The organism is Pedobacter sp. AC163 (assembly GCF_979258665.1).
The window spans coordinates 1,738,492-1,758,519 of sequence record NZ_OZ409872.1; the positions used below are offsets into that span (position 1 = coordinate 1,738,492).

Here is a 20,028-nt window from a genome sequence, read left to right on the forward strand (position 1 = left end):
TACTAAAACTATTTTAAATATTATTCTTGATCCGTGTTTCCAAAGATCGTTTACTTACTTTACTTTTCGATCTGTGAGAACACAGACCGAGGGGCAGCAATTCATATTTACTAAAATTTTAGCCAGAATGAGATTGCTTCATACCTCGCAATGACGGCGTCTTTTTTATCTGGCAAAAGCCATTGCTACGCCACCATCAACATTTAACATGTTGCCGGTAGATTTGCTTAACAAGCCACCTACAAAGGCGAAACATGCATTTGCAATATCATCAGGTAAAATAATCTGGTTAAGCAATGTACGTTTTGCGTAATATGCAGGCAGTTCGGCAACAGTAATTCCGTAGGCTTTTGCTCTGCCTTCAGCCCATCCGCCAGCCCAGATATTACTATCGCTAATTACGGCATCAGGATTAACCACATTCACACGAATGTTATCAGCACCCAACTCAGCAGCATTTAACCTGCTTAAATGCAATTGCGCCGCTTTCGCACTTCCATAACCTGCATTGTTTGGTCCGCTTACCAATGAGTTTTTGCTTACAATATTGATGATATCGCCACCTATATCCTGCTTTTGCATGGTTTTGGTAGCTGCTTGAGTAATAAAGAACTGCCCTTTAACTAATACATCGTACAATAAATCCCAATCTTTTTCAGTGTGATCGCCGATTGTTTTAGAAATGGATAAACCTGCATTGTTCACTACAATATCGATACCTCCAAAAGCCAAAGCCGCAGCAGCAAATGCACCATCAATATCTTCCTGACTGGTTACGTTTAGAACCGCAGTACTGTATGAATCTTTTCCGAATTGTTTTTCGAAATCAGCACCGGCTTCTGCCAAACGCTCGGCATTCATGTCATTCAAAATCACAACGCCACCTTCAGCAACGAATTTTTTTGCAATTGCTTTTCCAATACCACCAGCGCTACCGGTAATCAAAGCGATTTTTCCAGTTAAGGGCTTTGGCTTCGGCATGCGTTGCAATTTCGCTTCTTCTAACAACCAATATTCGATGTTAAAAGCTTCCTGATGTGGCAGTGAAGTATATTCTGAAATGGCTTCAGCGCCTTTCATTACATTAATGGCATTGATATAAAATTCGGCAGCTACCCTTGCAGTTTGCTTATCTTTCGAAAAAGTAAACATCCCGATTCCAGGATATAAGATTACCACCGGGTTAGTGTCTCTAATTGCAGGACTGTTATCATGTTTACAAGTTTCATAATAATCAGTATACATTGCCCGATATGCTTCAAAAGCTGGCAAAAGCAATTCTTTTACCGCTTTGGTATCCGATAAATCTGCATCGGTTTTTAAATCCAAAACCAGCGGACTAATTTTCGTTCTCAAAAAATGGTCTGGACAACTTGTTCCCATTGGTGCCAAACGAGAAAGATCATTAGAATTGGTGAACTCTAACACACGAACGTCATCAGTGAAATGACCAATCATATGTTGTTTTGATGAACACAATCCACGTAAAATCGGCGCTAAACTAGCAGCTTGTTTTTTACGGCTTTCTGCATCAGCACTTTCTATTTTTTGTCCGCCAAATACCGGACCTTTTTTGCCATAATTTTGCGCCAGGTATTCTGAACAAATTTCGATTACATCAAGAGTGTTCAGGTAACTTTCGTAGGCAGTATCTCCCCAGGTAAATAAACCATGAGAACCCAACATAATTCCGCGGATGCCTGGGTTTTCATCTAAACATTTTTTCAGTGTCAATCCCAGTTCAAAACCAGGTTTTTTCCACTCTACCCATCCAATTGTGCCACCGAAAAGTTCTTCGGTAATTTTCTTTCCATCCTTTGCTGCCGCTATCGCGATAGCTGCATCCGGATGCAAGTGATCGATGTGTGCAAAAGGCAAAAAGCCGTGCAACGGAGTATCAATTGATGGTGCTTTTGAGCTTAAATCGAAAATGCAGTGATTGAACAATTCAACCATTTCATCTTCATGCTCCACACCACGGTAAATATTTTTCAAACTGCGCAAGCGGTCAACATAAAGCGCTGCTAATCCACTTTTTTTCAAAGTGCCCAAATCGCCACCAGAACCTTTTACCCACATTACTTCGGTTTCCGAACCTGTTAGCGGATCTTTTTCCATCAATTTACATGATGTATTTCCACCACCATAGTTGGTTAAGCGCAAATCGGCACCTAATAAATTTGAACGGTAAATTAGTAAAGCTACTTCATCGCCTGCTAGTTTTGCGGCTTCCTCTTCATTCCACAAATAGCTTACGTGTTTATAATTTTTCGTTTCGATCGACATTATCGTATTTTTTATTTTTTGTGATTTATCCTTTAAGTGAATTACCGTAACCTACAATTAGCACGGAAACAATGATGGTGATGATCCCAGCCAACACCGTAATGAATGTTTTTCTGGATACGCCTTTCCATTCTTTTAACACCAAGCCCCAAACGTTGGCAATTAAGATGATGAAAGCCATGTGTAATATCCATGAACTTGCGCCGTTGCCCATTTTGCTCTCTCCCATTCCATAAAAAAAGAATTGTAGAAACCACGTGGTACCTGCAAGCGCTGAAAATATATAGTTTTTTAAGAGCGGTGTTTTTGCGTTGGTATAATCGCCGAATGTTTTATTTCTGGCGTTCAAAATCATACACCAAATGAAGTTGGTAGTTAAACCACCCCAAAGTACAATGATGTAAGTTACATTGTTGGAGAAAAGAAAATTACCGGTTTCTGATGGGTTTGCTGCTTTCCAGATAGAATTTGCGGCATCAGCCATTGGCTTACCGGCTTCGATACCGAAATTGAAACAAGCACTTAAAACACCTGAGACGATACCAACGAATAAACCTAAACCGAATTTAAACTCCGTTTTTACTTCCAAACCATGTGGATCGGTAACACCTGTGTTGATTTCTTTTTCCTTCATCATTCCGGCTTTACCGCAAATCACGATTCCAAGTACACAAACGATTAGCCCGAGCAATACCATTCGGCCCCAATCGGTTTGCAAAAACATAGTGAAAGTATCTTTGCCTTCCTGTGGAAAAACATCGAAATAAATAGAAGGCAAAATTGAACCGAGCACCATGCAAAGCCCAAGAATAATACTGCTACCCAATGAAACGCCAAGGTAACGAACACCCAGGCCATAAGTTAAACCTCCAATGCCCCAAAGAACGCCAAAGAAATAAGCCAGTGCTAAAGTTTTTCCTTCCGCAGTGGCAATAATATCAGTAAAGTTCGGAATGGTTAAATAAGCTGCTAAAGGCGGAACAATTAGCCAGGAAAAAATGCCGCCAACTATCCAGTAGCTTTCCCAGGCCCAACCTTTTACCTTTTTATATGGTATGTAAAAACTCCCGGACGCGAAACCGCCGATGAAATGAAAAATAACGCCTAAAAATGCCTGCATGCTCTAATTTTAAATATTTGGTTGGTCTAAAATAGAAAATAAGGATACCTCTACTGTTATGCACTGTCATGTTAATTGCTCAAAATTCGAACCGGACCGATTAAACCGGAGGGCGACAATCCATCGCTTATTCGGGTAAACTTACGACGGTTAATGGCGCTGATTTGCAATAGTATCTGTAGCAACTTATTTGTTACTGCGTATTCGAAGTGAAATTTCCCTATTCCCACTTCAAAAGTTCTATTCCAGGAAATTTGATTACCTTGTTTACGTAATTTACTTTATCCACATCTGTGAAGATTTTTAGCGCATAGCCTCTCCGTTGTGCTATAATATTCGGACTACAAAAACTAAAATGGCGTTTTTGAAGTATAGCTATCATGGATTTCAATAATAAGAATATTTTAGTGGTTGGAGGAAGCTCGGGAATTGGCTTGGCGTTGGTAAAAAGCCTGACAGAAAAAGGGGCAACAGTTTATACCGCTTCAAGAACAATAAGCGAGGAATGGCCAGCTGGCGTTAAACACCAGGAATTAGACGTTTTGCAAGACGTAAATGCATTAGCTGATTTTTTACCTGAAACATTGCATGGCCTGGTGTATTCTGTAGGAAGCATTACTTTAAAACCTTTTGGTAGGGTTTCGGAAGATGATTTTTTGAATGACTACCGCCTAAACGTGATTGGAGCCGCTAAAGTAATTCAGCAAGCATTCAAAAATCTGAAAGCAGCCAATTCTGCTTCAATAGTTTTGATAAGTTCGGTTGCGGCAACAACCGGGATGGGATTTCACAGCAGTATTTCGAGTGCGAAAGCAGGTATTGAAGGTTTAACAAAATCTTTAGCAGCAGAATTTTCGGCTGTAAACATTCGGGTAAATGCAGTAGCACCATCACTTACCGATACGCGTTTATCAGCTGGCTTATTAAACACTGATGACAAAAAAACAGCATCGGCAAAAAGACATCCACTTGGAAAATATGGGCAACCAGAAGATATTGCTGCAGCAATTTCATTTTTATTAAACGATGAAAGCAACTGGATAACTGGTCAGATTATTAATATTGATGGCGGCATGGGTAACCTCCGAACCAACCTTTAATTTATTCTCGCCATAATTTCTCCAACTATTAATGAAATTACCTCCGGCGATTTAATAATTTTGAAATGACCGATGTCCTCAAATTTAATTGCTGTGATCTCTTTGTTCTGCGCTAAAAAATCCTGCAGATAAGGGTAAAGTGAGATGTGATCTTCTGGATCGAAAATTACTAAATGCTTAATCGACGGATCCAAATGATACAGATTTAACAGATTGAAATGGTCTGCGGGGATTTTCACTTCAAGCTCAAAATTGCTAAAGAAAATATCCTGATCTGCTTGATTCACACCTATAGATTCCAAGCTCTGCACAAAATTTTCTTTCAGTTTAATTAAGGGAGCAATGCTCATTAACAGTGTTGGTTGAATGGCTAAATCTTGCAGCGCCAAAATGTTGGCCATAGCACCCAGAGAGTGGCCAATCACGAAATCGACAACTTCATATTTTTCTATAATCGCCTTAACCGAATTTTTATAAAGTATGAGGTTAGAAAGTTCTGAAACCGAACCTCCGTTTCCAGGGGCATCGAAAGCGATTATTTCTACATCTTCCAATTTGCGGAGCTCCATAATAAGCTCGTAAAAATCGAGTGCTTTAGAAGCCCAACCGTGAGTAAGCAATATTTTGGTCTTGCCATCGCCCCAGCTAAAACAGTTAATCGCAATGTCGCTTGCCGTAAAGTATTCGTCGTAAACAGATAGGTTAAACTTTTTCGCTTCGGCAATAAGCTGCTGCTGATGTAATCGGAGCGGCATTTTTGGAGAGTAAAGCACAAATTTACGAATCAGTGCATCTCGATTTTCTCCTGGTTCAACAACCGATGTTTTAATATCTGCAACTATCTGTTTTAGTATCGTCAATGTTCAGATGTTATACCAGGTGTGATTTTAAATCAGCTGGAGAGTAATTGATAGACTTTAAAGTTTTATCATCTGCTTTTCTAAAAACTAAAAACAAACCATCAACTTCTTTGTAATAGGATTCTGTTTGATCTTTATCGAGGTAATGTTTGATGGTCAGTTCTGCTTCTTCGACAGTTTTACAAGCTTTGCTCATGTTGGATCGATGCACTTCATCAAACAGTGTTTTAAACTTTCCACCTAAACCGAATTCATGAATGGCTCCAGCCAAAACATATTGCAAATCGCATAATGCATCGGCAACCTCTACCAAATCATCATTCTCAATAGCTTCCTGCAATTCTTTTAATTCTTCGGCCAGAAGCGCAACACGCAGGTTTGCCCTTTGTTTAGCAGGAATAACAGGTGATTCTAAGATTGGATGTTTAAACGTAGTATGAAATTCAGCAACTTGATTTAGCGAATTGGTTTCTTGCATTTTTGTTCGATTTAGTATCGGCAAACTTAACAAATATTGTTCGATTCTTAAATGGACTGTTATCAAGCTAGCTAGTCAATTGCGCACGTTATCAACACACATTAGCTAGCTATTTATCTTTAGAAAATTCGCGGTCAATTATTTATCCAAGGTCCAATTCTACTTTCGATCCTTTATAATTTTAAAAAATTCTTCTTTGTAAGTGTCACCAATCGGAATCGATTGATCATTGATGTAAATTGTATTTCCATCAATCATTTTAATTTTCTCCAAAGAAATGATGTACGATTTATGTACCCGATAAAATGGCGGCTTTGGCAAATCAACCTCCAATTCCCTGAGGGCCTGATAAGTAATGATTCTTTGTGTAGCGGTGTAAACCGACACATAATTCTTCAAGCCTTCTATATATAAAATATCATCATAGTTCACTTTGATAAATTTATTTTTCGTGTCGCCCTTAATAAAAACAAAATCGTTTCCACTTGTTTGCGATGGGGTATTAATGACTTCATACTGCGAAGGCGAAATAATTTGTTGCGCTTTTATCGCCGCTTTATAAAAACGTTCATAAGATATTGGTTTCAGCAGATAATCCACAACATCCAAATCAAAACCATCTAATGCATACTCAGGATAGGCAGTGGTTAAAATTACCTTACATTTTCCACCACAAATTTTTAAAAACTGTATACCTGTTAGTTCTGGCATTTGGATATCCAGAAAAACAAGATCAACCTTGCCTTCCTGAACTAAACTTAGTGCCTCAAACGGATTAGTTGTGGTTCCTACCAATTCTAAAAATGGCGTTTTAGAAATGAAGGTTGCAATAATATCTGATGCGTAAGATTCGTCATCAACAGCTAAACAGCGGATCATAAGTAAATTTAGTTACGAGTAAAATAAATATAAGTTGTGAGTTGATGCATTTAAATATTCAGTATCAAAGTAGTTTTATAAGTATTCCCATTATTCGATACCAGCAATTCATGCTGATCAGGATATATTAAATCCAATCGCCTTTGAATATTAACCAATCCCACACCGCTCGAATGATCTTTCTGCCCGCGGTTTATTTTATTGCTCACTTCAAAACTCAATCGTTTAGCCTGTACTTTTAGTTTAATACGGACTGGATGCTGCTCATCATTCAAAACGCCATGCTTAAAAGCATTTTCTACAAAAGGAATTAACATTAAAGCGGCTAACTTTTGATCTGCTATGCCTTCAGTAATAAAACTCACATAGAATTTAGGCTCAAAACGCATTCTAAAAAGCTCGATATAACTTTCCAGATATTCAACCTCTTTATTTAGCGTCACCTTACCATCAACACTTTCATTTAAAGTATAACGCATCAAATCTGAAAGACGCAAAACCGCATTTGCAAGTTGATCAGAAACCGGGATAGCCAGCGAATAAACGTAATTTAAAGTGTTGTAAAGAAAATGTGGGTTAATCTGCGATTTTAAAAAAGCCAATTCCGATTTAACCACCTCTGCTTTCAGCTTCCGATTGGTAATTTCGGTTTTAAAGTTTTGTTCCACGCTGTAAACGGCTGCGGGCATAACCAAAAATGCCAGACTGTAATAAATATTATCTGCAATATATTTTGATATTGGTGTATCATCTGTATAGTTTTGCATATCAAACCAATGCTTGTACAAAACCTGCTCAATGAGGTATCGCGAAGCAATAAAAACAGCAATGGTAAAAAACATCGCTCCAATAAGCTGAGGGATTTTATCTCTTTTTAAAAAATTTGGATACACCCATAAATAACAAATGTAGAATTCGACTATTTGAATAAAGTTCATCGAAATATCAAATGCCGATTGCCTCAAGGTTACCCCTTTTATCAGCGCCCCACCATACAGATAGGCCAATACCACTAGCCAGCAAACAATGTGTATGATTACGATTCTTGTCCTTTTCATAAATAAAAGTAGTTTAACGCTGATCAGTGATAAACTTTGTTATGCCAACAGGCTGAAAAATTATCCCAACTGGCTATTTGAGGATAATTTTATCAAAGTACAAGTAGCATCCAAACGTTGCAAGCAAAGTGGCCAGAATTGCCTAAAGGTGCTGATAAATACTTGAAGCCAGTTTTTTCATACATCGAAATGGCGGTTGTTAATTCCGGAAACGACTCCAGGTAAATTTCATTGTAGCCGAAATGTTGAGCAGATTCTATACTTTTCTGCATCAATGTCTTCCCTACGCCTTTACCCCTTGCTTCAGCCGATGCATAAAGTTTCACCAGCTCTACACAACCTTCTGGCAAACCAGCGGTGGGATAAATGCCACAGCCACCCAGCAATTGTCCATCTTCTTCAGCAACCCAGTAAACAGATTGCGCTGCAGTAAAAACTGCTGATAAATGGTCAGTTGTTGGATCAGTATAAACCGTACCCGGCTTATCTATTTTAAACTCTCTTAATATTTTTCTAATTAAATCTGCAAGCGATTCGTCGTCTCGCTCTTCTATTTTTCGGTATATAATCGCCATAGCTTTTTCTCAAAGGTAGAAATAGCAGACTAAAGCATTGAAGAAATTTGAAACAAAATTGCGCTCGAATTCATTTAATAAAGAAAAGATACTACCATGGAAAACGAAAAAGATAAAACAACAGAAGAAAATACAAATATACAACCGAAACCGACAGATGATGTTCAAATGGATATTGAAACAGTTGTTCCTTCGGCCCATAAAGAAGAAGTCGATCCATCAAAGCCAGTAGATGAAAATACTAATGGGGCGCAAGAACAGCCTAAAGACACCGAAGATACAGCTCAAAAAAGTGATGAAGTAGCGCAAACTGGATCGGAAAGTAAAGCACCAGAAAGTGAAGGATTACCAGTAACTGAAGGTGAAAAGGGCGCAGAAACCGCTGATCAAAACGAACATTCTACCAAGGAAGAAATTAGCGAAAACGAAGAGGCTACAGATGAGGCAACTGAAAAACAAGATGATAGCAACCCGGATGATAAACGTGATGACATTGAAACGGTAAGTCCGTAATGCTATTTTAGTTAAAGAAATGTTGTTCCTGAAATAGTTTGCCTAAATTGGCGTTATGATTAACATGAAAAACACACTATTGCTTTGCCTGGTAACTATTACCCTTTTTAGTTGCGGAATAAACAGGCAGGCGCAACAAATAAAGGCGCTGGAAGACTGTACTTATAAAATAACAAATATTCAGCAGATTACCATTGCCGGTACCGATGTTAAAAAATTAATTGATCAGCAAAGTTTTAATTTAACCAGCTTGCCTGGGGTGGCTTTGGGTTTATTAAGAAAAGATATTCCGTTAAAAGCAAATCTAAACTTGGAGATTACAAATCCATCAGCGAATTTGGCGGCAATTAACCAGTTTGAATATAAAATTTTAGTTAATAACACCGATTTGGCAGAAGGAATTGTGAACCAAAATGTGAGCATTGCGCAAGGACAAACCGTTACTGTACCTGTTCAATTGATCAGCAACATTTATGGTTTGGTTTCAAATGGAAATGTTTTCAATGATATTGTGAAGGCTGCTCAGAAAGGATCTTCTTCAAAAGATGAAAAGTTGGGATTATTAACTATAAAAATCAAACCGACTTTTATGCTTGGCAATACTCCAGTCAAATATCCTGGTTACATCACCATTAACAAAGATATTAGCAGCAAGATATTGCTTTAACCAAGAAACTCCCTTCAGATAATGAAGGGAGTTTTTTTATGTTATTTTTTATCAGAAAACAATTTTATTTCTGTTTATAAAATGGATGATTTAGGAAATTCTTAAATCACACCCGAAAAATGTCGCTATTACACCGCAACTTTAAATTTTGATGTTCTCATATTTAAATATTGCACTTTTAACGATGAACGATAAAATACAACAGTTGATTGATACACTTGATCATCCTTTAAAAAAGGAAATGGTTGAAGTGATCACGATTATACAAAATGCCAACCCTAAAATTGAAAGCAGTATAAAATGGGGCGGACCGAGTTTTAGCTTCAAAGGCGATATGGCAACGATAAATCCAAAAATCAAGACCTATGTGATTGTAATATTTCACAAAGCAGCACTTTTTAATGATGATTTTGGTTTTTTGGAAGAACAGACCAAAGGCAAAGCTTATGCTAAATTTTACAACATGGAAGACGTAGAAAAGCATAGTGATGGATTGAAAAAAGCTGTTAATGCCTGGGTAACATTGATGGAAAACGCCTAATCAAAATTGAGATAATATGGAAAAGATTGAATTCAAAACGGAAATTAATGCCAGTGCAGAAAAGGTATGGGATGCACTTTTTGGTAAGGATACCTATCCAAAATGGACTGTAGCCTTTGCAGAAAATTCTTCAGTAGAAACCGATTGGCAAAAAGGCAGCAAAGCAATATTTGGTGATGGAACGGGAAACGGAATGCTTGCGGTTATTGAAGACAATATCCCGAACAAATTTATGTCTATTAAACATTTAGGCGAAGTGAAAGAGGGTAAAGAAGAACTTAAAAACTGGGGAGAACCTTTAGAAAATTATTCGCTTAGCGAAAAAGACGGAAAAACAGAGCTGAAGATAGACATGGGTATAACAGACGAGTGGAAAGGCTATTTTGAGGAAACCTGGCCTAAAGCCTTACAAAAAGTTAAAGATTTGGCCGAAGGAAGCTAAATAGATCATATCGAAAAGTGATAAAAAACGAAAGCCTTTAGATGAAAATCTAAAGGCTTTTTTGTGGTGCCACCTGGATTCGAACCAGGGACACAAGGATTTTCAGTCCTTTGCTCTACCGACTGAGCTATGGCACCATTCGTTTAGGAATGCAAATGTAGTATTCTTTTCTTCAAATGCAACAACCCAATTTAATTTATTTCCCCATCGCAGAGAATCTTTTTATCAAAAAAGCCTGTCATCTCTGAAAGGCTTTTGGAAGTGGTGCCACCTGGATTCGAACCAGGGACACAAGGATTTTCAGTCCTTTGCTCTACCGACTGAGCTATGGCACCTCCTACATTAGGATAATTTACAATGAAATAACCCGTTTTGGAGGCACAAATGTAGTGTTCTTTTCCCAAAAGCAAAACTTTTTTATCATTATTTTAGTTGAACTCTGATAATCAATTAATTAAATTTTTAGCAGCCAAAAAACACATGAATGTATGGCTTAGAATGAATACAAACTAAAAATTTTCATACTTTTTTTATGCATGCATAGTAATTTATTTCGATTAATATCATAATTTAGCATAAACAATATAATATTGCATGGTGGCTCAGATCCTATTTCTAGTAATAACCCTTGCAGCAATTGCGCTGTTTACCTTTAATTTTCGCAAAATTATTCGCAATATCCGCTTAGGAAAATCTGTTGATAGAAGCGATCAGCCTCAAAAAAGGTTAATGACGATGCTTCGTGTTGCATTCGGCCAATCAAAAATGGTGGTGCGCCCTATCCCGGCATTCCTTCACTTTTTTGTCTACATTGGCTTCATCATCATCAACATTGAGGTGTTGGAAATCATGATTGATGGCCTTTTCGGAACGCATCGAATCTTCAATGGCTTAGGTGGTCTCTACAATTTTTTAATCGGCTCTTTTGAAATCTTGGCCTTAACGGTTTGGGTGTCCTGTGTTATTTTTCTTATTCGTAGAAATGTTTTAAAATTAAAGCGTTTCAAAGGTGTAGAGATGACCAATTGGCCCAAATCAGACGCAAACTATATTCTCATTGTAGAAATTTTACTAATGAGTGCTTTTCTCTTGATGAATGCAGCTGACGCAAAACTGCAAATACTGGGTGCCAATCATTATACAGTTGCCGGCTCTTTCCCTGTAAGCCAATATTTGATGAATTTGCTACCCTCAAATGAAAGCGCATTAATTATGATTGAACGTGGTTGCTGGTGGTTTCACATCATCGGTATTTTGGCTTTCTTAAATTATTTACCCTATTCAAAACACTTCCATATTTTATTTGCTTTCCCAAACACCTACTTTTCAAATTTAGAACCGAAAGGGGAATTTACCAATATGGCATCTGTTACAAACGAGGTAAAAGCCATGCTGGATCCTTCATTTGTTCCTGCAGAAACAGAGGCTGGTAAGTTTGGGGCAAAAGATGCTACAGATCTTACCTGGGTAAATTTGATGAACGCTTACACCTGTACTGAATGTGGGCGCTGCACATCGGTTTGCCCTGCAAACATCACGGGTAAGCTTTTATCGCCACGGAAAATTATGATGGATACCCGTGATCGAATTGAAGAAATCGGAAAAAACATGGAGAAAAATGGCCCTGAACATCAAGATGGAAAGGCTTTACTAGACGATTATATCACCAGGGAAGAAATTTGGGCATGCACCAGCTGTAATGCTTGCGTAGAGGCCTGCCCGGTAAATATCGATCCACTACAAATTATAACCGAATTGCGTCGATATGCAGTAATGGAAGAATCTCAGGCACCTGCAAGCATCAATGCCATGCTTGGCAATATCGAAAACAACCAGGCACCATGGAAATATTCTCCAGCAGATCGTTTTAATTGGGCAAATGAAAACTAGTTGTGAATTTGAAGTCATTAATCTAGCACTAAAACCAAATAAATTAACGTGATTGAAAATCAAGTCTTATTCCTTGATACTAAATACTAGCTACTAAGAAAATGGAATTTAAAGTACCTACAATGGCCGAATTAATGGCCGCTGGCGAAGAACCAGAAATATTATTTTGGGTGGGCTGCGCTGGGAGTTACGATGAGAGAGCACAAAAAATTACCCGCGATATTTGTAAAATTTTACATCATGTGGGGATCAAATATGCAGTTTTGGGCACCGAAGAAGGCTGCACAGGAGATCCGGCAAAGAGAGCAGGAAACGAATTTCTTTTCCAAATGCAGGCGATGACGAATATTGAGGTGCTGAATGCTTATAATATTAAAAAGATAGTAACAGGTTGCCCGCACTGTTTCAATACGATTAAAAATGAATATCCAGGTTTAGGTGGAACATACGAAGTTATTCACCACACCCAATTGATTCAGGATTTAATAAATGAAGGCAAACTAAAAGCTGAAGGCGGAGAAAGTTTCAAGGGCAAAAAAATAACGTATCACGATCCTTGTTATTTGGGCCGTGGAAATGGAATTTACGAAGCGCCGAGAAAAGCATTAGAAGTGTTAGATGCCCAACTGGTAGAAATGAAACGTTGCAAAAGCAATGGACTTTGTTGTGGAGCGGGTGGCGCACAAATGTTTAAAGAACCTGAAAAAGGCAAAAAAGACATTAATGTCGAACGCATTGATGAAGCATTGGAAACCAACCCACAGTTTATCGCAGCGGGATGCCCATTCTGTATGACAATGTTAAGTGATGGTGTAAAACTAAAAGATAAAGAACAAGAAGTTAAAGTGTTAGATATTGCGGAGATTACAGCAAGAGCTAACGGTCTCTAAACCCCTAAAGCAAACATCGCCTTGCGAACGTTTTATGCAAGGCGATTGCTGGAGATTTACTATTTCTTCCCAACAATAGACCTATCTCACTCGCTTTCAAAATCCCTCTCAGGGAGTTTTAGGGCTAATCTTCGTGAAATTTTCCCTGATTAGATTCAGTTCTTCCGGTTCAATATTTTTAAGTGGAATAATTACCTGAGTAGCCATCGAATCCACATCTCCACCCCTATCCTTATAAGTTTGAACGATTACGTCATCACCCTTTGTGCGTAAAAACAACTTACCCGAAGTCGCATTGCCGAGGTAATCCATATCCTTAAATTTTGCTAACTTGAAAGCAAAATATTCTGTTTTCCCATTGTTAAAATATCGCTTATAGCGGCAGAAACCATTGTTAGTAATGTTGAGTTCGTAGCGCTTTATCTGGTTACTTTCCTGACTAAAATCATAATGATCTGTTAGCGATTTTTGTAAATATCCCACGTATTGTTCAATAGACTCGGGATCGGAAAAAGCACAAAATAACGTACATAGCACTGAAACAAGCACTATTTTCAAGCCGATTGTAAACTTTTTCATGGGGATGACGTTTTAAACACACCAATTTAATTAAAATACTAAATTTGTATATGAGTTTTTCTCCACAATCAAGAGTTTGGGTTTACCAAAACAACCGCAAATTTACGGCTACTGAGCAAATTGAGATTTTAAGTAAGCTGGCTTCGTTTACCAACCAGTGGAAGGCGCATGGAAATGAATTGCTTGCTAAAGCTGAGGTTAGATACGGTTTTTTTATTATTCTAACTGTTGATGAGACGCAGGCGAATGTTACCGGTTGCTCTATTGACAGCTCCGTAAGATTAATAAAGGAAATTGAACAAGAATTCAATGTTGATCTTTTTAACCGGTTTAATATGGCCTACAAGGTTGGCGATGAAGTAATCGTAAACAGTAAAGAAGACTTTGAAACATTGGTTAACATTAAACAAATCACGCCAGATACTATTGTGTTTAATAACATGGTACAAACATTGGCCGAACTGGAAACTAAATGGGAAGTGCCATTTAAACAAAGTTGGCATTCAACGGTGTTTGCACATTTGCTATAGTTTTTTATTTTAAAAGAATAGGGAGCTAATCCTTTCACTTACACCTTTTAAGCCTATTTATTTTCAGTTAGGCTAAAACAATTATGCGTTAAAAAACATTATATTGCTTCAAACCAATCATGTTTATGAAACGCTGGCTCAAAATTTCTTTAGGTATTCTATCAGGGTTAATTATTTTGGTAATTATAACCTGGCTGGCTGCTGCATTTTACATCAGTAGAAATAAAAAGGAAGTTTTAAGTACGATATTGGCTCAGTTAAATAAAAACTTGAATGGCCAGATTACAGCTACAGGCATGGAGCCGACCTTGCTGAAAAGTTTTCCAGGTGTTTCTGTTTCTTTAAATGGCGTATTGCTACGCGATAGTTTATGGATTCAGCACCAGCATAATCTATTAAAAGCTCAGGATATTGATGTTTCGTTAAATGTACTTTCTTTAATTGTAGGGAATGTTAACATCAATCAGATCGCGATTAATGATGCATCCATCTATCTCTATACCGATTCGACAGGATATAGTAATACCAGCATCTTCAAGAAGAAAAAAGCAGTTGAAGATAAGGAATCAAAATCGCCAGATCTTGCCGTTAAAAAAATCGATTTCAATAGGGTTTCCCTCATTATTGATAACCAAAAAAGACATAAGCTCTTTAACTTTAACATCAACCAAATCCAGGGCAGAATGCAATATCCGGATAGTGGTTGGACTGGCAAAATTAAGCTCAAAACACAGGTAAATAGTTTTGCCTTCAATACCCGGAAAGGAAGTTTCTTGAAAGACAAATCGCTAGAAGGAACGCTTTCGGCACATTATAGCAGGGATATGGATGCCGTAATTCTTGATCCTGAAGTGTTGAAAATTGGCGGTCACCCATTCAAAATCGGTGCAAAAATAGAACTAGATAAATCAGCATTTGCCATTAGCATTGCCGTTGATGATATTTTATTTAAAGATGTGGCGATGTTGCTATCGCCCAATATTTCTTCGAAGTTGTTGAAGTTTGGCATTGAGAAACCTATTGATATCAGAGGAAATATCGTGGATGATGGATCCGGTAAATTTGGCGACCCTTTAATTAAAGTCGGGATTACCGTGAGAGACAATGTAATTTCGATTCCAGCAGGACAATTAACTTCGGCAAACTTCGATGGATCATTTACTAACCAGGATACTGTTGGTGGCATTATTGGGGATGAAAATTCGGCCATTAAATTTCACCGGTTAACGGCTAAGTATTATAATGCACCCCTAAAAATAGATACATTTACAGTGACCAATTTATCGCGGCCCATCGCTACAGGACTGGTTACTTCGCAGTTTCCGCTTACAAATCTGAATAATTCATTAGGTACACAAGATTTTGAATTTAAGCAAGGTACTGCAGATTTGCGCCTATATTGCAAAGCCGACATAGACAATTTTAGGTTTACGAAACCCGTGGTATCAGGAAAGATAAATATTGCAAATGCTGATATTCTATATATTCCTCGAAAACTTCACTTAGTAAAAAGTGCATTGAATATCAATTTCAATCAAAACGATTTATCTATCCAAAATGGCCGTTTTCAGCTGGGTAAAAGCATTTTAAATGTGAGTTGTAGCATCGAGAACTTTGCTAAACTTTACTATACCGATCCTGATAAAATTTTGGTGAACCTTAAAATGCACAGTCCACAACTGTATTTAAACGAGTTTCTTCCATTTTTAGGTCCACGTACCAAAAAGAAATCTGCGTCCAGCAACTCAATGAAAGCAGCATCTAAACAGTTAAGCAATGTTTTAGAACTTTCTAAAATGAACATGAACCTTCGGGTAGATAAAGCGATTTACGAAAAGTTTTTAGCCAAAAACCTAATTGCTGATATCTCGTTAAGAGGCGAAGGAATCTATTTTAATAAAATTAGTGTAGTTCATGCTGGTGGAACTCTTTCACTAAATGGAAATGTAATTCAGCAGCCAGGTTCAAATAGTTTCAAAATCAATTCAAAAGTTAGCCATGTAAGTGTGAAAGATTTTTTCTATTCCTTTGATAATTTCGGACAGAAAACGATCACGAATAAAAATCTGAAAGGCTATTTATCATCCACCGTAAATATTGCAGGGAAGATTTCTCATTCAGCCAAAATTCTACCCCGCTCAATAAATGGGAAAGTAGTTTTTAATTTAAGCAATGCAGCTCTCGTTAATTTCGAGCCTATGGTTAAAGTCGGAAAGTTTGCCTTTGCAAACAGAAACTTATCAAATGTTGAGATTAAAAATCTTGACGGCACTTTAAATATCCGTGGCGATAAAGTAGATATTAGCCCAATGCAGATCAACTCCAGCGCCATGAATTTTAACGTAAAAGGAATTTATGCTCTCGGCACTGGTACCAACGTAGAATTGGATATTCCACTTCGCAATCCTAAAGGCGATGAAAACTTAACCAGGCAGGAAAAACGTGAGGCCAGAATGAAAGGCATCGTATTACACTTAAAAGCGGTAGACGATGATAAAGGTGGAATAAAAATCAGATGGAACAAGGATCATGATTAGTCGTGAGTCTTCAGTCCTATTTCTTGGATTATAGACTGAAGACTAGAGACTTTGGACTGCGGACTAGAAGTCAAGCGGTCCCAACCTATTCATATTTCTCAAAATTAAATATTGTCGGTGCCTGATATAACGGGTTGGGTTTTTGGGTGTCCATCTTATTGGGTTTGGAAAACAAGCAGCAATAAGTGCGGCTTGAGCTTTGGTTAGCTTATGACAAGATTTGCCATAATAAGCTTGGGCAGCGGCTTCCGCTCCGTAAATACCATCGCCCATTTCAATTACATTTAGATAAACTTCCAAAATCCGCTCTTTGCTCCAAAATAATTCAATTAGGAGCGTAAAATAAGCTTCGAAACCTTTCCTTATCCACGATCTTCCCGGCCATAAAAACACATTTTTTGCTGTTTGTTGCGAGATCGTGCTTCCACCCTTTACCTTTTTACTTTTTGCATTGGCAGCAAAAGCTTTCTCTATTGCTTTAACATCGAATCCAATATGTTTTAAAAACAGCTGATCTTCTGCTGATACCGCTGCCCTTTTCATGTTATCAGACATATCTTCAAAATCGACCCACTCCTTCTCTGTCTTAAAAGGCTTTCCGTCTGATTTGCGTTCAATGTTTCGTAGAACCATTAGCAGCGTTATTGGTGGGTTTATAAAACGATAGGCTAAAACCCAAAGCACCGAAACCATCAGAAAATACAAAAAAAACTTTGTAGCAATATTGGTAATCTTTTTAAGTAAAGGACGTTTAGTCTTCGTTTTTGTAGAACGCGATTTAGCCATGCATCAAAGGTAGTAAAAAGCAGTTTTGTAATGGAGGCGATTTTTATTTTAGCAACTGTAAATGTGTTTCCCTTGCTATCGATAAATCATTTCTTATCTTTCATCCTCAGAAATATGGAGCCTGCTAAAAACAAGTATTTACAATGAAGAACATAAGAACCACATTTTTTCTTCTTACTGCCGTGATGTTTTTGAGTTGTAGCAGCATTAAAAATGCTGATCAGCATCAAGAGAAATGGATATCTCTATTTAATGGGAAAGACATAAAAGATTGGAATGTAAAAATTCATCACCACAATTACAATGTAAATTTCGGAAATACATTTAGGGTGGACAGCGGAATAATCAAGGTAAGATATGATCAATACGGTGATTTTAATGATCAGTTTGGTCACCTTTACTACAAAACGCCTTTTTCCAACTATCACTTGAAACTGAAATACCGTTTTGTTGGCGATTTACACAAAGGGGCACCAAGTTATACGTTACGAAATAGTGGCATCATGTTTCATTCACAAGACCCTGCCACTATGCTTAAAGAACAGGATTGGCCAATCTCGGTAGAAATGCAGTTTTTGGGTGGTTTAAGTGATGGGAAGCCGCGTCCGACCGGAAACATGTGTTCACCAGGAACGGAAATTATTTATAATGGCAAATTATACGATGGCCACTGCCTTGATTCTAAATCAAAAACCTACGATGGAGACCAATGGGTTTCGGCAGAGCTTATCGTATTGGGCGATTCGTTGGTAAAACATACCATCAACGGCGATACTGTGCTTCAGTATAGCAAGCCGCAAATTGGTGGCGGCGTTGCAAATGGCTTTGACCCAAGAATAAAGATAGATGGAAAACGACTAAAACAAGGCTTCATCGCATTGCAGAGTGAAGGACAACCGGTAGATTTTAAAGATATCGAAATTTTGAAGCTACAGGCTGAACGAAAGAAATAAACATTTCTACCCTTTTTGCGTTTAGAAAATATGAAAGTTGCATTAATTACAGGAGGAAGTAAAGGTATCGGTTTCGGTATTGCCGAGGCACTTCTAAAAAACGGATACAAGGTAGCCATTACGAGCAGAACAATAGCTGCTGCAAATGATGCTGCAGCCAAACTTGTTGAATTTGGTGATGTACTCGCCATTGAGGCAGATGTTAAAAATTATCAGTCGCAAGCTGGGGCTGTGAATTTGGTAATAGAAAAATGGGGACAATTGGATGCACTAATTGCAAATGCCGGTGTGGGTAGCTTTGCACCTATTGATGAATTGGCGATAGAAGATTGGCAAGATATCATCGATACCAACTTAACAGGCGTTTTCTACAGTATAAAAGCCAGTGTAGAGGAAATTAAAAAATCTCAAGGTAGTATTTTTACCATTTCTAGCTTAGCTGGAACTAACTTTTTTGCTGGCGGTGCTGCATATAATGCCAGTAAGTTTGGTTTAACTGGTTTTACACAATCGGTAATGCTCGATTTAAGAAAGTACGGCGTAAAAGTGAGTACGATTATGCCAGGGTCGGTAGCCACGCATTTTAACGATCATGATCCAGATGCAGAAAACGATGCCTGGAAAATTCAGCCAGAGGATATGGGTAAGTTAATTGTCGATTTATTGGCCATGCCAGCAAGAACATTACCAAGTAAAATCGAAATCAGGCCAACAACGCCAAAGGGATAGGTTGTAACTGAGGAGGAGAAAATAGGAAAAAGAAAATGGGAAATGGATAAGTGAAAATCAAAGTCTAACATCCAATTTTAACCCTTCTTTTTAGATTTTATATTAACGAAAAAAGTCCTTTCAGAAAACTGAAAGGACTTTTTTATGATTCGTTTAAGAATGCTTATTCAGCGATTACTTCAAAAGGAACCTGAACTTTAACTTCTTTGTGTAAGTTTAAGTTAGCAACGTATTCGCCAACAAATTTAGGTTCAGTTTCGAAAGTAATACGACGACGATCTACATCAAAACCTTGTGCTTTTAATGCTTCAGCGATTTGGATCGTGTTAACCGCTCCAAAGATTTTTCCGCTTTCGCCAGCTTTAGCACCGATAGAAAGTTTAACAGCAGTTAAACGCTCAGCAATACCTTCAGCATCTTTCTTAATTTTATCTTGTTTAAAAGCAGCTTGCTTTAAGTTTTCAGCTAAAACTTTTTTAGCAGAAGAAGTAGCCAAAGCGCCAAAACCTTGAGGGATTAAGTAGTTACGGCCATAACCGTTTTTCACATTTACTACATCATCTTTCTCACCAAGGCCTTTAATATCTTGTTTTAAAATAATTTCCATATCTCTGA

21 protein-coding genes and 2 tRNA genes are annotated in these 20,028 nt (G+C 37.8%); 11 read left to right on the plus strand and 12 right to left on the minus strand.

Translation table 11 applies throughout. The features are described from left to right. Positions 1-165 precede the first annotated feature (165 nt). Both ACZZZK_RS07295 and rhaT read right to left on the minus strand, forming a co-directional pair. Positions 166-2,286, minus strand: coding sequence for a bifunctional aldolase/short-chain dehydrogenase (locus ACZZZK_RS07295; RefSeq protein ID WP_463483563.1), 2,121 nt, complete (start codon positions 2,284-2,286; stop codon positions 166-168). Between the two features lie 25 nt (positions 2,287-2,311). Beyond that, positions 2,312-3,406 carry an L-rhamnose/proton symporter RhaT gene (gene rhaT, locus ACZZZK_RS07300; protein WP_463483564.1) on the minus strand — a complete coding sequence of 365 codons (1,095 nt, stop codon included), beginning with the start codon at positions 3,404-3,406 and terminating at the stop codon, positions 2,312-2,314. A gap of 380 nt (positions 3,407-3,786) precedes the next feature. On the opposite strand from rhaT, the gene ACZZZK_RS07305 reads away from it, so the two are divergent. Then, a complete protein-coding gene (locus ACZZZK_RS07305; RefSeq protein WP_463483565.1) occupies positions 3,787-4,506 on the plus strand; it encodes an SDR family NAD(P)-dependent oxidoreductase in 720 nt (239 codons plus the stop codon). Here the strand turns inward: ACZZZK_RS07305 and ACZZZK_RS07310 are convergent. The 5 genes from ACZZZK_RS07310 to ACZZZK_RS07330 form a co-directional block, all read right to left on the minus strand. Further along, positions 4,503-5,366 (minus strand): alpha/beta fold hydrolase, encoded by an 864-nt coding sequence (locus ACZZZK_RS07310; protein WP_463483566.1) that lies wholly within the window; start codon positions 5,364-5,366, stop codon positions 4,503-4,505. The genes ACZZZK_RS07305 and ACZZZK_RS07310 overlap by 4 nt on opposite strands. Positions 5,367-5,376: 10 nt before the next feature. Next, positions 5,377-5,844 carry a pyrophosphohydrolase domain-containing protein gene (locus ACZZZK_RS07315; protein WP_463483567.1) on the minus strand — a complete coding sequence of 156 codons (468 nt, stop codon included), beginning with the start codon at positions 5,842-5,844 and terminating at the stop codon, positions 5,377-5,379. Between the two features lie 159 nt (positions 5,845-6,003). Further along, a complete protein-coding gene (locus ACZZZK_RS07320) occupies positions 6,004-6,723 on the minus strand; it encodes a LytR/AlgR family response regulator transcription factor (RefSeq protein WP_463483568.1) in 720 nt (239 codons plus the stop codon). A 50-nt stretch (positions 6,724-6,773) separates the two neighbouring features. Further along, positions 6,774-7,781: a sensor histidine kinase gene (locus tag ACZZZK_RS07325; RefSeq protein ID WP_463483569.1), complete on the minus strand. Its 1,008-nt coding sequence runs from the start codon at positions 7,779-7,781 to the stop codon at positions 6,774-6,776. A 92-nt stretch (positions 7,782-7,873) separates the two neighbouring features. Next, positions 7,874-8,356, minus strand: a complete 483-nt coding sequence (locus tag ACZZZK_RS07330) for a GNAT family N-acetyltransferase (protein ID WP_463483570.1) — start codon at positions 8,354-8,356, stop codon at positions 7,874-7,876. Between the two features lie 96 nt (positions 8,357-8,452). Between ACZZZK_RS07330 and ACZZZK_RS07335 the strand changes: the two genes are divergently transcribed. The 4 genes from ACZZZK_RS07335 to ACZZZK_RS07350 all read left to right on the plus strand — a co-directional run bounded on the left by ACZZZK_RS07335 (position 8,453) and on the right by ACZZZK_RS07350 (position 10,519). Next, on the plus strand, positions 8,453-8,869 hold the full coding sequence (locus tag ACZZZK_RS07335) for a hypothetical protein (protein ID WP_463483571.1): 417 nt from the start codon (positions 8,453-8,455) through the stop codon (positions 8,867-8,869). Positions 8,870-8,933: 64 nt separating this feature from the next. Beyond that, complete coding sequence (locus ACZZZK_RS07340) at positions 8,934-9,536, plus strand: hypothetical protein (RefSeq protein WP_463483572.1); 603 nt, start codon at positions 8,934-8,936, stop codon at positions 9,534-9,536. Between the two features lie 184 nt (positions 9,537-9,720). After that, positions 9,721-10,077, plus strand: coding sequence for a DUF1801 domain-containing protein (locus ACZZZK_RS07345; protein WP_463483573.1), 357 nt, complete (start codon positions 9,721-9,723; stop codon positions 10,075-10,077). 16 nt (positions 10,078-10,093) lie between these two features. After that, a complete protein-coding gene (locus tag ACZZZK_RS07350; RefSeq protein ID WP_463483574.1) occupies positions 10,094-10,519 on the plus strand; it encodes an SRPBCC domain-containing protein in 426 nt (141 codons plus the stop codon). A gap of 64 nt (positions 10,520-10,583) precedes the next feature. On the opposite strand, the gene ACZZZK_RS07355 is transcribed toward ACZZZK_RS07350, so the two are convergent. Both ACZZZK_RS07355 and ACZZZK_RS07360 read right to left on the minus strand, forming a co-directional pair. Beyond that, positions 10,584-10,656 (minus strand) — tRNA-Phe (locus ACZZZK_RS07355). A 125-nt stretch (positions 10,657-10,781) separates the two neighbouring features. Beyond that, positions 10,782-10,854: transfer RNA gene (locus tag ACZZZK_RS07360), tRNA-Phe, on the minus strand. Positions 10,855-11,113: 259 nt separating this feature from the next. On the opposite strand from ACZZZK_RS07360, the gene ACZZZK_RS07365 reads away from it, so the two are divergent. Both ACZZZK_RS07365 and ACZZZK_RS07370 read left to right on the plus strand, forming a co-directional pair. Continuing rightward, positions 11,114-12,409 carry a 4Fe-4S dicluster domain-containing protein gene (locus ACZZZK_RS07365; protein WP_463483575.1) on the plus strand — a complete coding sequence of 432 codons (1,296 nt, stop codon included), beginning with the start codon at positions 11,114-11,116 and terminating at the stop codon, positions 12,407-12,409. 101 nt (positions 12,410-12,510) lie between these two features. After that, complete coding sequence (locus ACZZZK_RS07370; protein WP_463483576.1) at positions 12,511-13,299, plus strand: (Fe-S)-binding protein; 789 nt, start codon at positions 12,511-12,513, stop codon at positions 13,297-13,299. 108 nt (positions 13,300-13,407) lie between these two features. On the opposite strand, the gene ACZZZK_RS07375 is transcribed toward ACZZZK_RS07370, so the two are convergent. Next, positions 13,408-13,878, minus strand: a complete 471-nt coding sequence (locus ACZZZK_RS07375) for a hypothetical protein (protein WP_463483577.1) — start codon at positions 13,876-13,878, stop codon at positions 13,408-13,410. Between the two features lie 50 nt (positions 13,879-13,928). Between ACZZZK_RS07375 and ACZZZK_RS07380 the strand changes: the two genes are divergently transcribed. Together ACZZZK_RS07380 and ACZZZK_RS07385 are read left to right on the plus strand one after the other, a co-directional pair. After that, positions 13,929-14,408, plus strand: coding sequence for an ABC transporter ATPase (locus ACZZZK_RS07380; protein ID WP_463483578.1), 480 nt, complete (start codon positions 13,929-13,931; stop codon positions 14,406-14,408). Positions 14,409-14,533: 125 nt separating this feature from the next. Further along, entirely contained in the window at positions 14,534-16,945 is a 2,412-nt protein-coding gene (locus ACZZZK_RS07385; RefSeq protein WP_463483579.1) for an AsmA family protein, read from the plus strand. Positions 16,946-17,008: 63 nt separating this feature from the next. On the opposite strand, the gene mtgA is transcribed toward ACZZZK_RS07385, so the two are convergent. Beyond that, positions 17,009-17,731 carry a monofunctional biosynthetic peptidoglycan transglycosylase gene (gene mtgA / locus ACZZZK_RS07390; RefSeq protein ID WP_463483580.1) on the minus strand — a complete coding sequence of 241 codons (723 nt, stop codon included), beginning with the start codon at positions 17,729-17,731 and terminating at the stop codon, positions 17,009-17,011. Positions 17,732-17,874: 143 nt separating this feature from the next. Between mtgA and ACZZZK_RS07395 the strand changes: the two genes are divergently transcribed. Then, a complete protein-coding gene (locus tag ACZZZK_RS07395; RefSeq protein ID WP_463483581.1) occupies positions 17,875-18,684 on the plus strand; it encodes a 3-keto-disaccharide hydrolase in 810 nt (269 codons plus the stop codon). 30 nt (positions 18,685-18,714) lie between these two features. After that, entirely contained in the window at positions 18,715-19,413 is a 699-nt protein-coding gene (locus tag ACZZZK_RS07400; protein ID WP_463483582.1) for an SDR family oxidoreductase, read from the plus strand. A 163-nt stretch (positions 19,414-19,576) separates the two neighbouring features. On the opposite strand, the gene rplI is transcribed toward ACZZZK_RS07400, so the two are convergent. Further along, a complete protein-coding gene (rplI, locus tag ACZZZK_RS07405; RefSeq protein ID WP_056851766.1) occupies positions 19,577-20,020 on the minus strand; it encodes a 50S ribosomal protein L9 in 444 nt (147 codons plus the stop codon). Between the last annotated feature and the right edge of the window lie 8 nt (positions 20,021-20,028).

Coding starts and splice junctions, on each gene's coding strand:
- ACZZZK_RS07315 (WP_463483567.1), bottom strand. CDS start 5,844: ATGCAAGAAACCAATTCGCTAAATCAAGTTGCTGAATTTCATACTACG.
- ACZZZK_RS07335 (WP_463483571.1), top strand. CDS start 8,453: ATGGAAAACGAAAAAGATAAAACAACAGAAGAAAATACAAATATACAA.
- ACZZZK_RS07325 (WP_463483569.1), bottom strand. CDS start 7,781: ATGAAAAGGACAAGAATCGTAATCATACACATTGTTTGCTGGCTAGTG.
- ACZZZK_RS07375 (WP_463483577.1), bottom strand. CDS start 13,878: ATGAAAAAGTTTACAATCGGCTTGAAAATAGTGCTTGTTTCAGTGCTA.
- ACZZZK_RS07385 (WP_463483579.1), top strand. CDS start 14,534: ATGAAACGCTGGCTCAAAATTTCTTTAGGTATTCTATCAGGGTTAATT.
- ACZZZK_RS07380 (WP_463483578.1), top strand. CDS start 13,929: ATGAGTTTTTCTCCACAATCAAGAGTTTGGGTTTACCAAAACAACCGC.
- ACZZZK_RS07305 (WP_463483565.1), top strand. CDS start 3,787: ATGGATTTCAATAATAAGAATATTTTAGTGGTTGGAGGAAGCTCGGGA.
- ACZZZK_RS07345 (WP_463483573.1), top strand. CDS start 9,721: ATGAACGATAAAATACAACAGTTGATTGATACACTTGATCATCCTTTA.
- ACZZZK_RS07400 (WP_463483582.1), top strand. CDS start 18,715: ATGAAAGTTGCATTAATTACAGGAGGAAGTAAAGGTATCGGTTTCGGT.
- mtgA (WP_463483580.1), bottom strand. CDS start 17,731: ATGGCTAAATCGCGTTCTACAAAAACGAAGACTAAACGTCCTTTACTT.
- ACZZZK_RS07350 (WP_463483574.1), top strand. CDS start 10,094: ATGGAAAAGATTGAATTCAAAACGGAAATTAATGCCAGTGCAGAAAAG.
- rhaT (WP_463483564.1), bottom strand. CDS start 3,406: ATGCAGGCATTTTTAGGCGTTATTTTTCATTTCATCGGCGGTTTCGCG.
- ACZZZK_RS07320 (WP_463483568.1), bottom strand. CDS start 6,723: ATGATCCGCTGTTTAGCTGTTGATGACGAATCTTACGCATCAGATATT.
- ACZZZK_RS07395 (WP_463483581.1), top strand. CDS start 17,875: ATGAAGAACATAAGAACCACATTTTTTCTTCTTACTGCCGTGATGTTT.
- rplI (WP_056851766.1), bottom strand. CDS start 20,020: ATGGAAATTATTTTAAAACAAGATATTAAAGGCCTTGGTGAGAAAGAT.
- ACZZZK_RS07370 (WP_463483576.1), top strand. CDS start 12,511: ATGGAATTTAAAGTACCTACAATGGCCGAATTAATGGCCGCTGGCGAA.
- ACZZZK_RS07295 (WP_463483563.1), bottom strand. CDS start 2,286: ATGTCGATCGAAACGAAAAATTATAAACACGTAAGCTATTTGTGGAAT.
- ACZZZK_RS07340 (WP_463483572.1), top strand. CDS start 8,934: ATGAAAAACACACTATTGCTTTGCCTGGTAACTATTACCCTTTTTAGT.
- ACZZZK_RS07365 (WP_463483575.1), top strand. CDS start 11,114: ATGGTGGCTCAGATCCTATTTCTAGTAATAACCCTTGCAGCAATTGCG.
- ACZZZK_RS07330 (WP_463483570.1), bottom strand. CDS start 8,356: ATGGCGATTATATACCGAAAAATAGAAGAGCGAGACGACGAATCGCTT.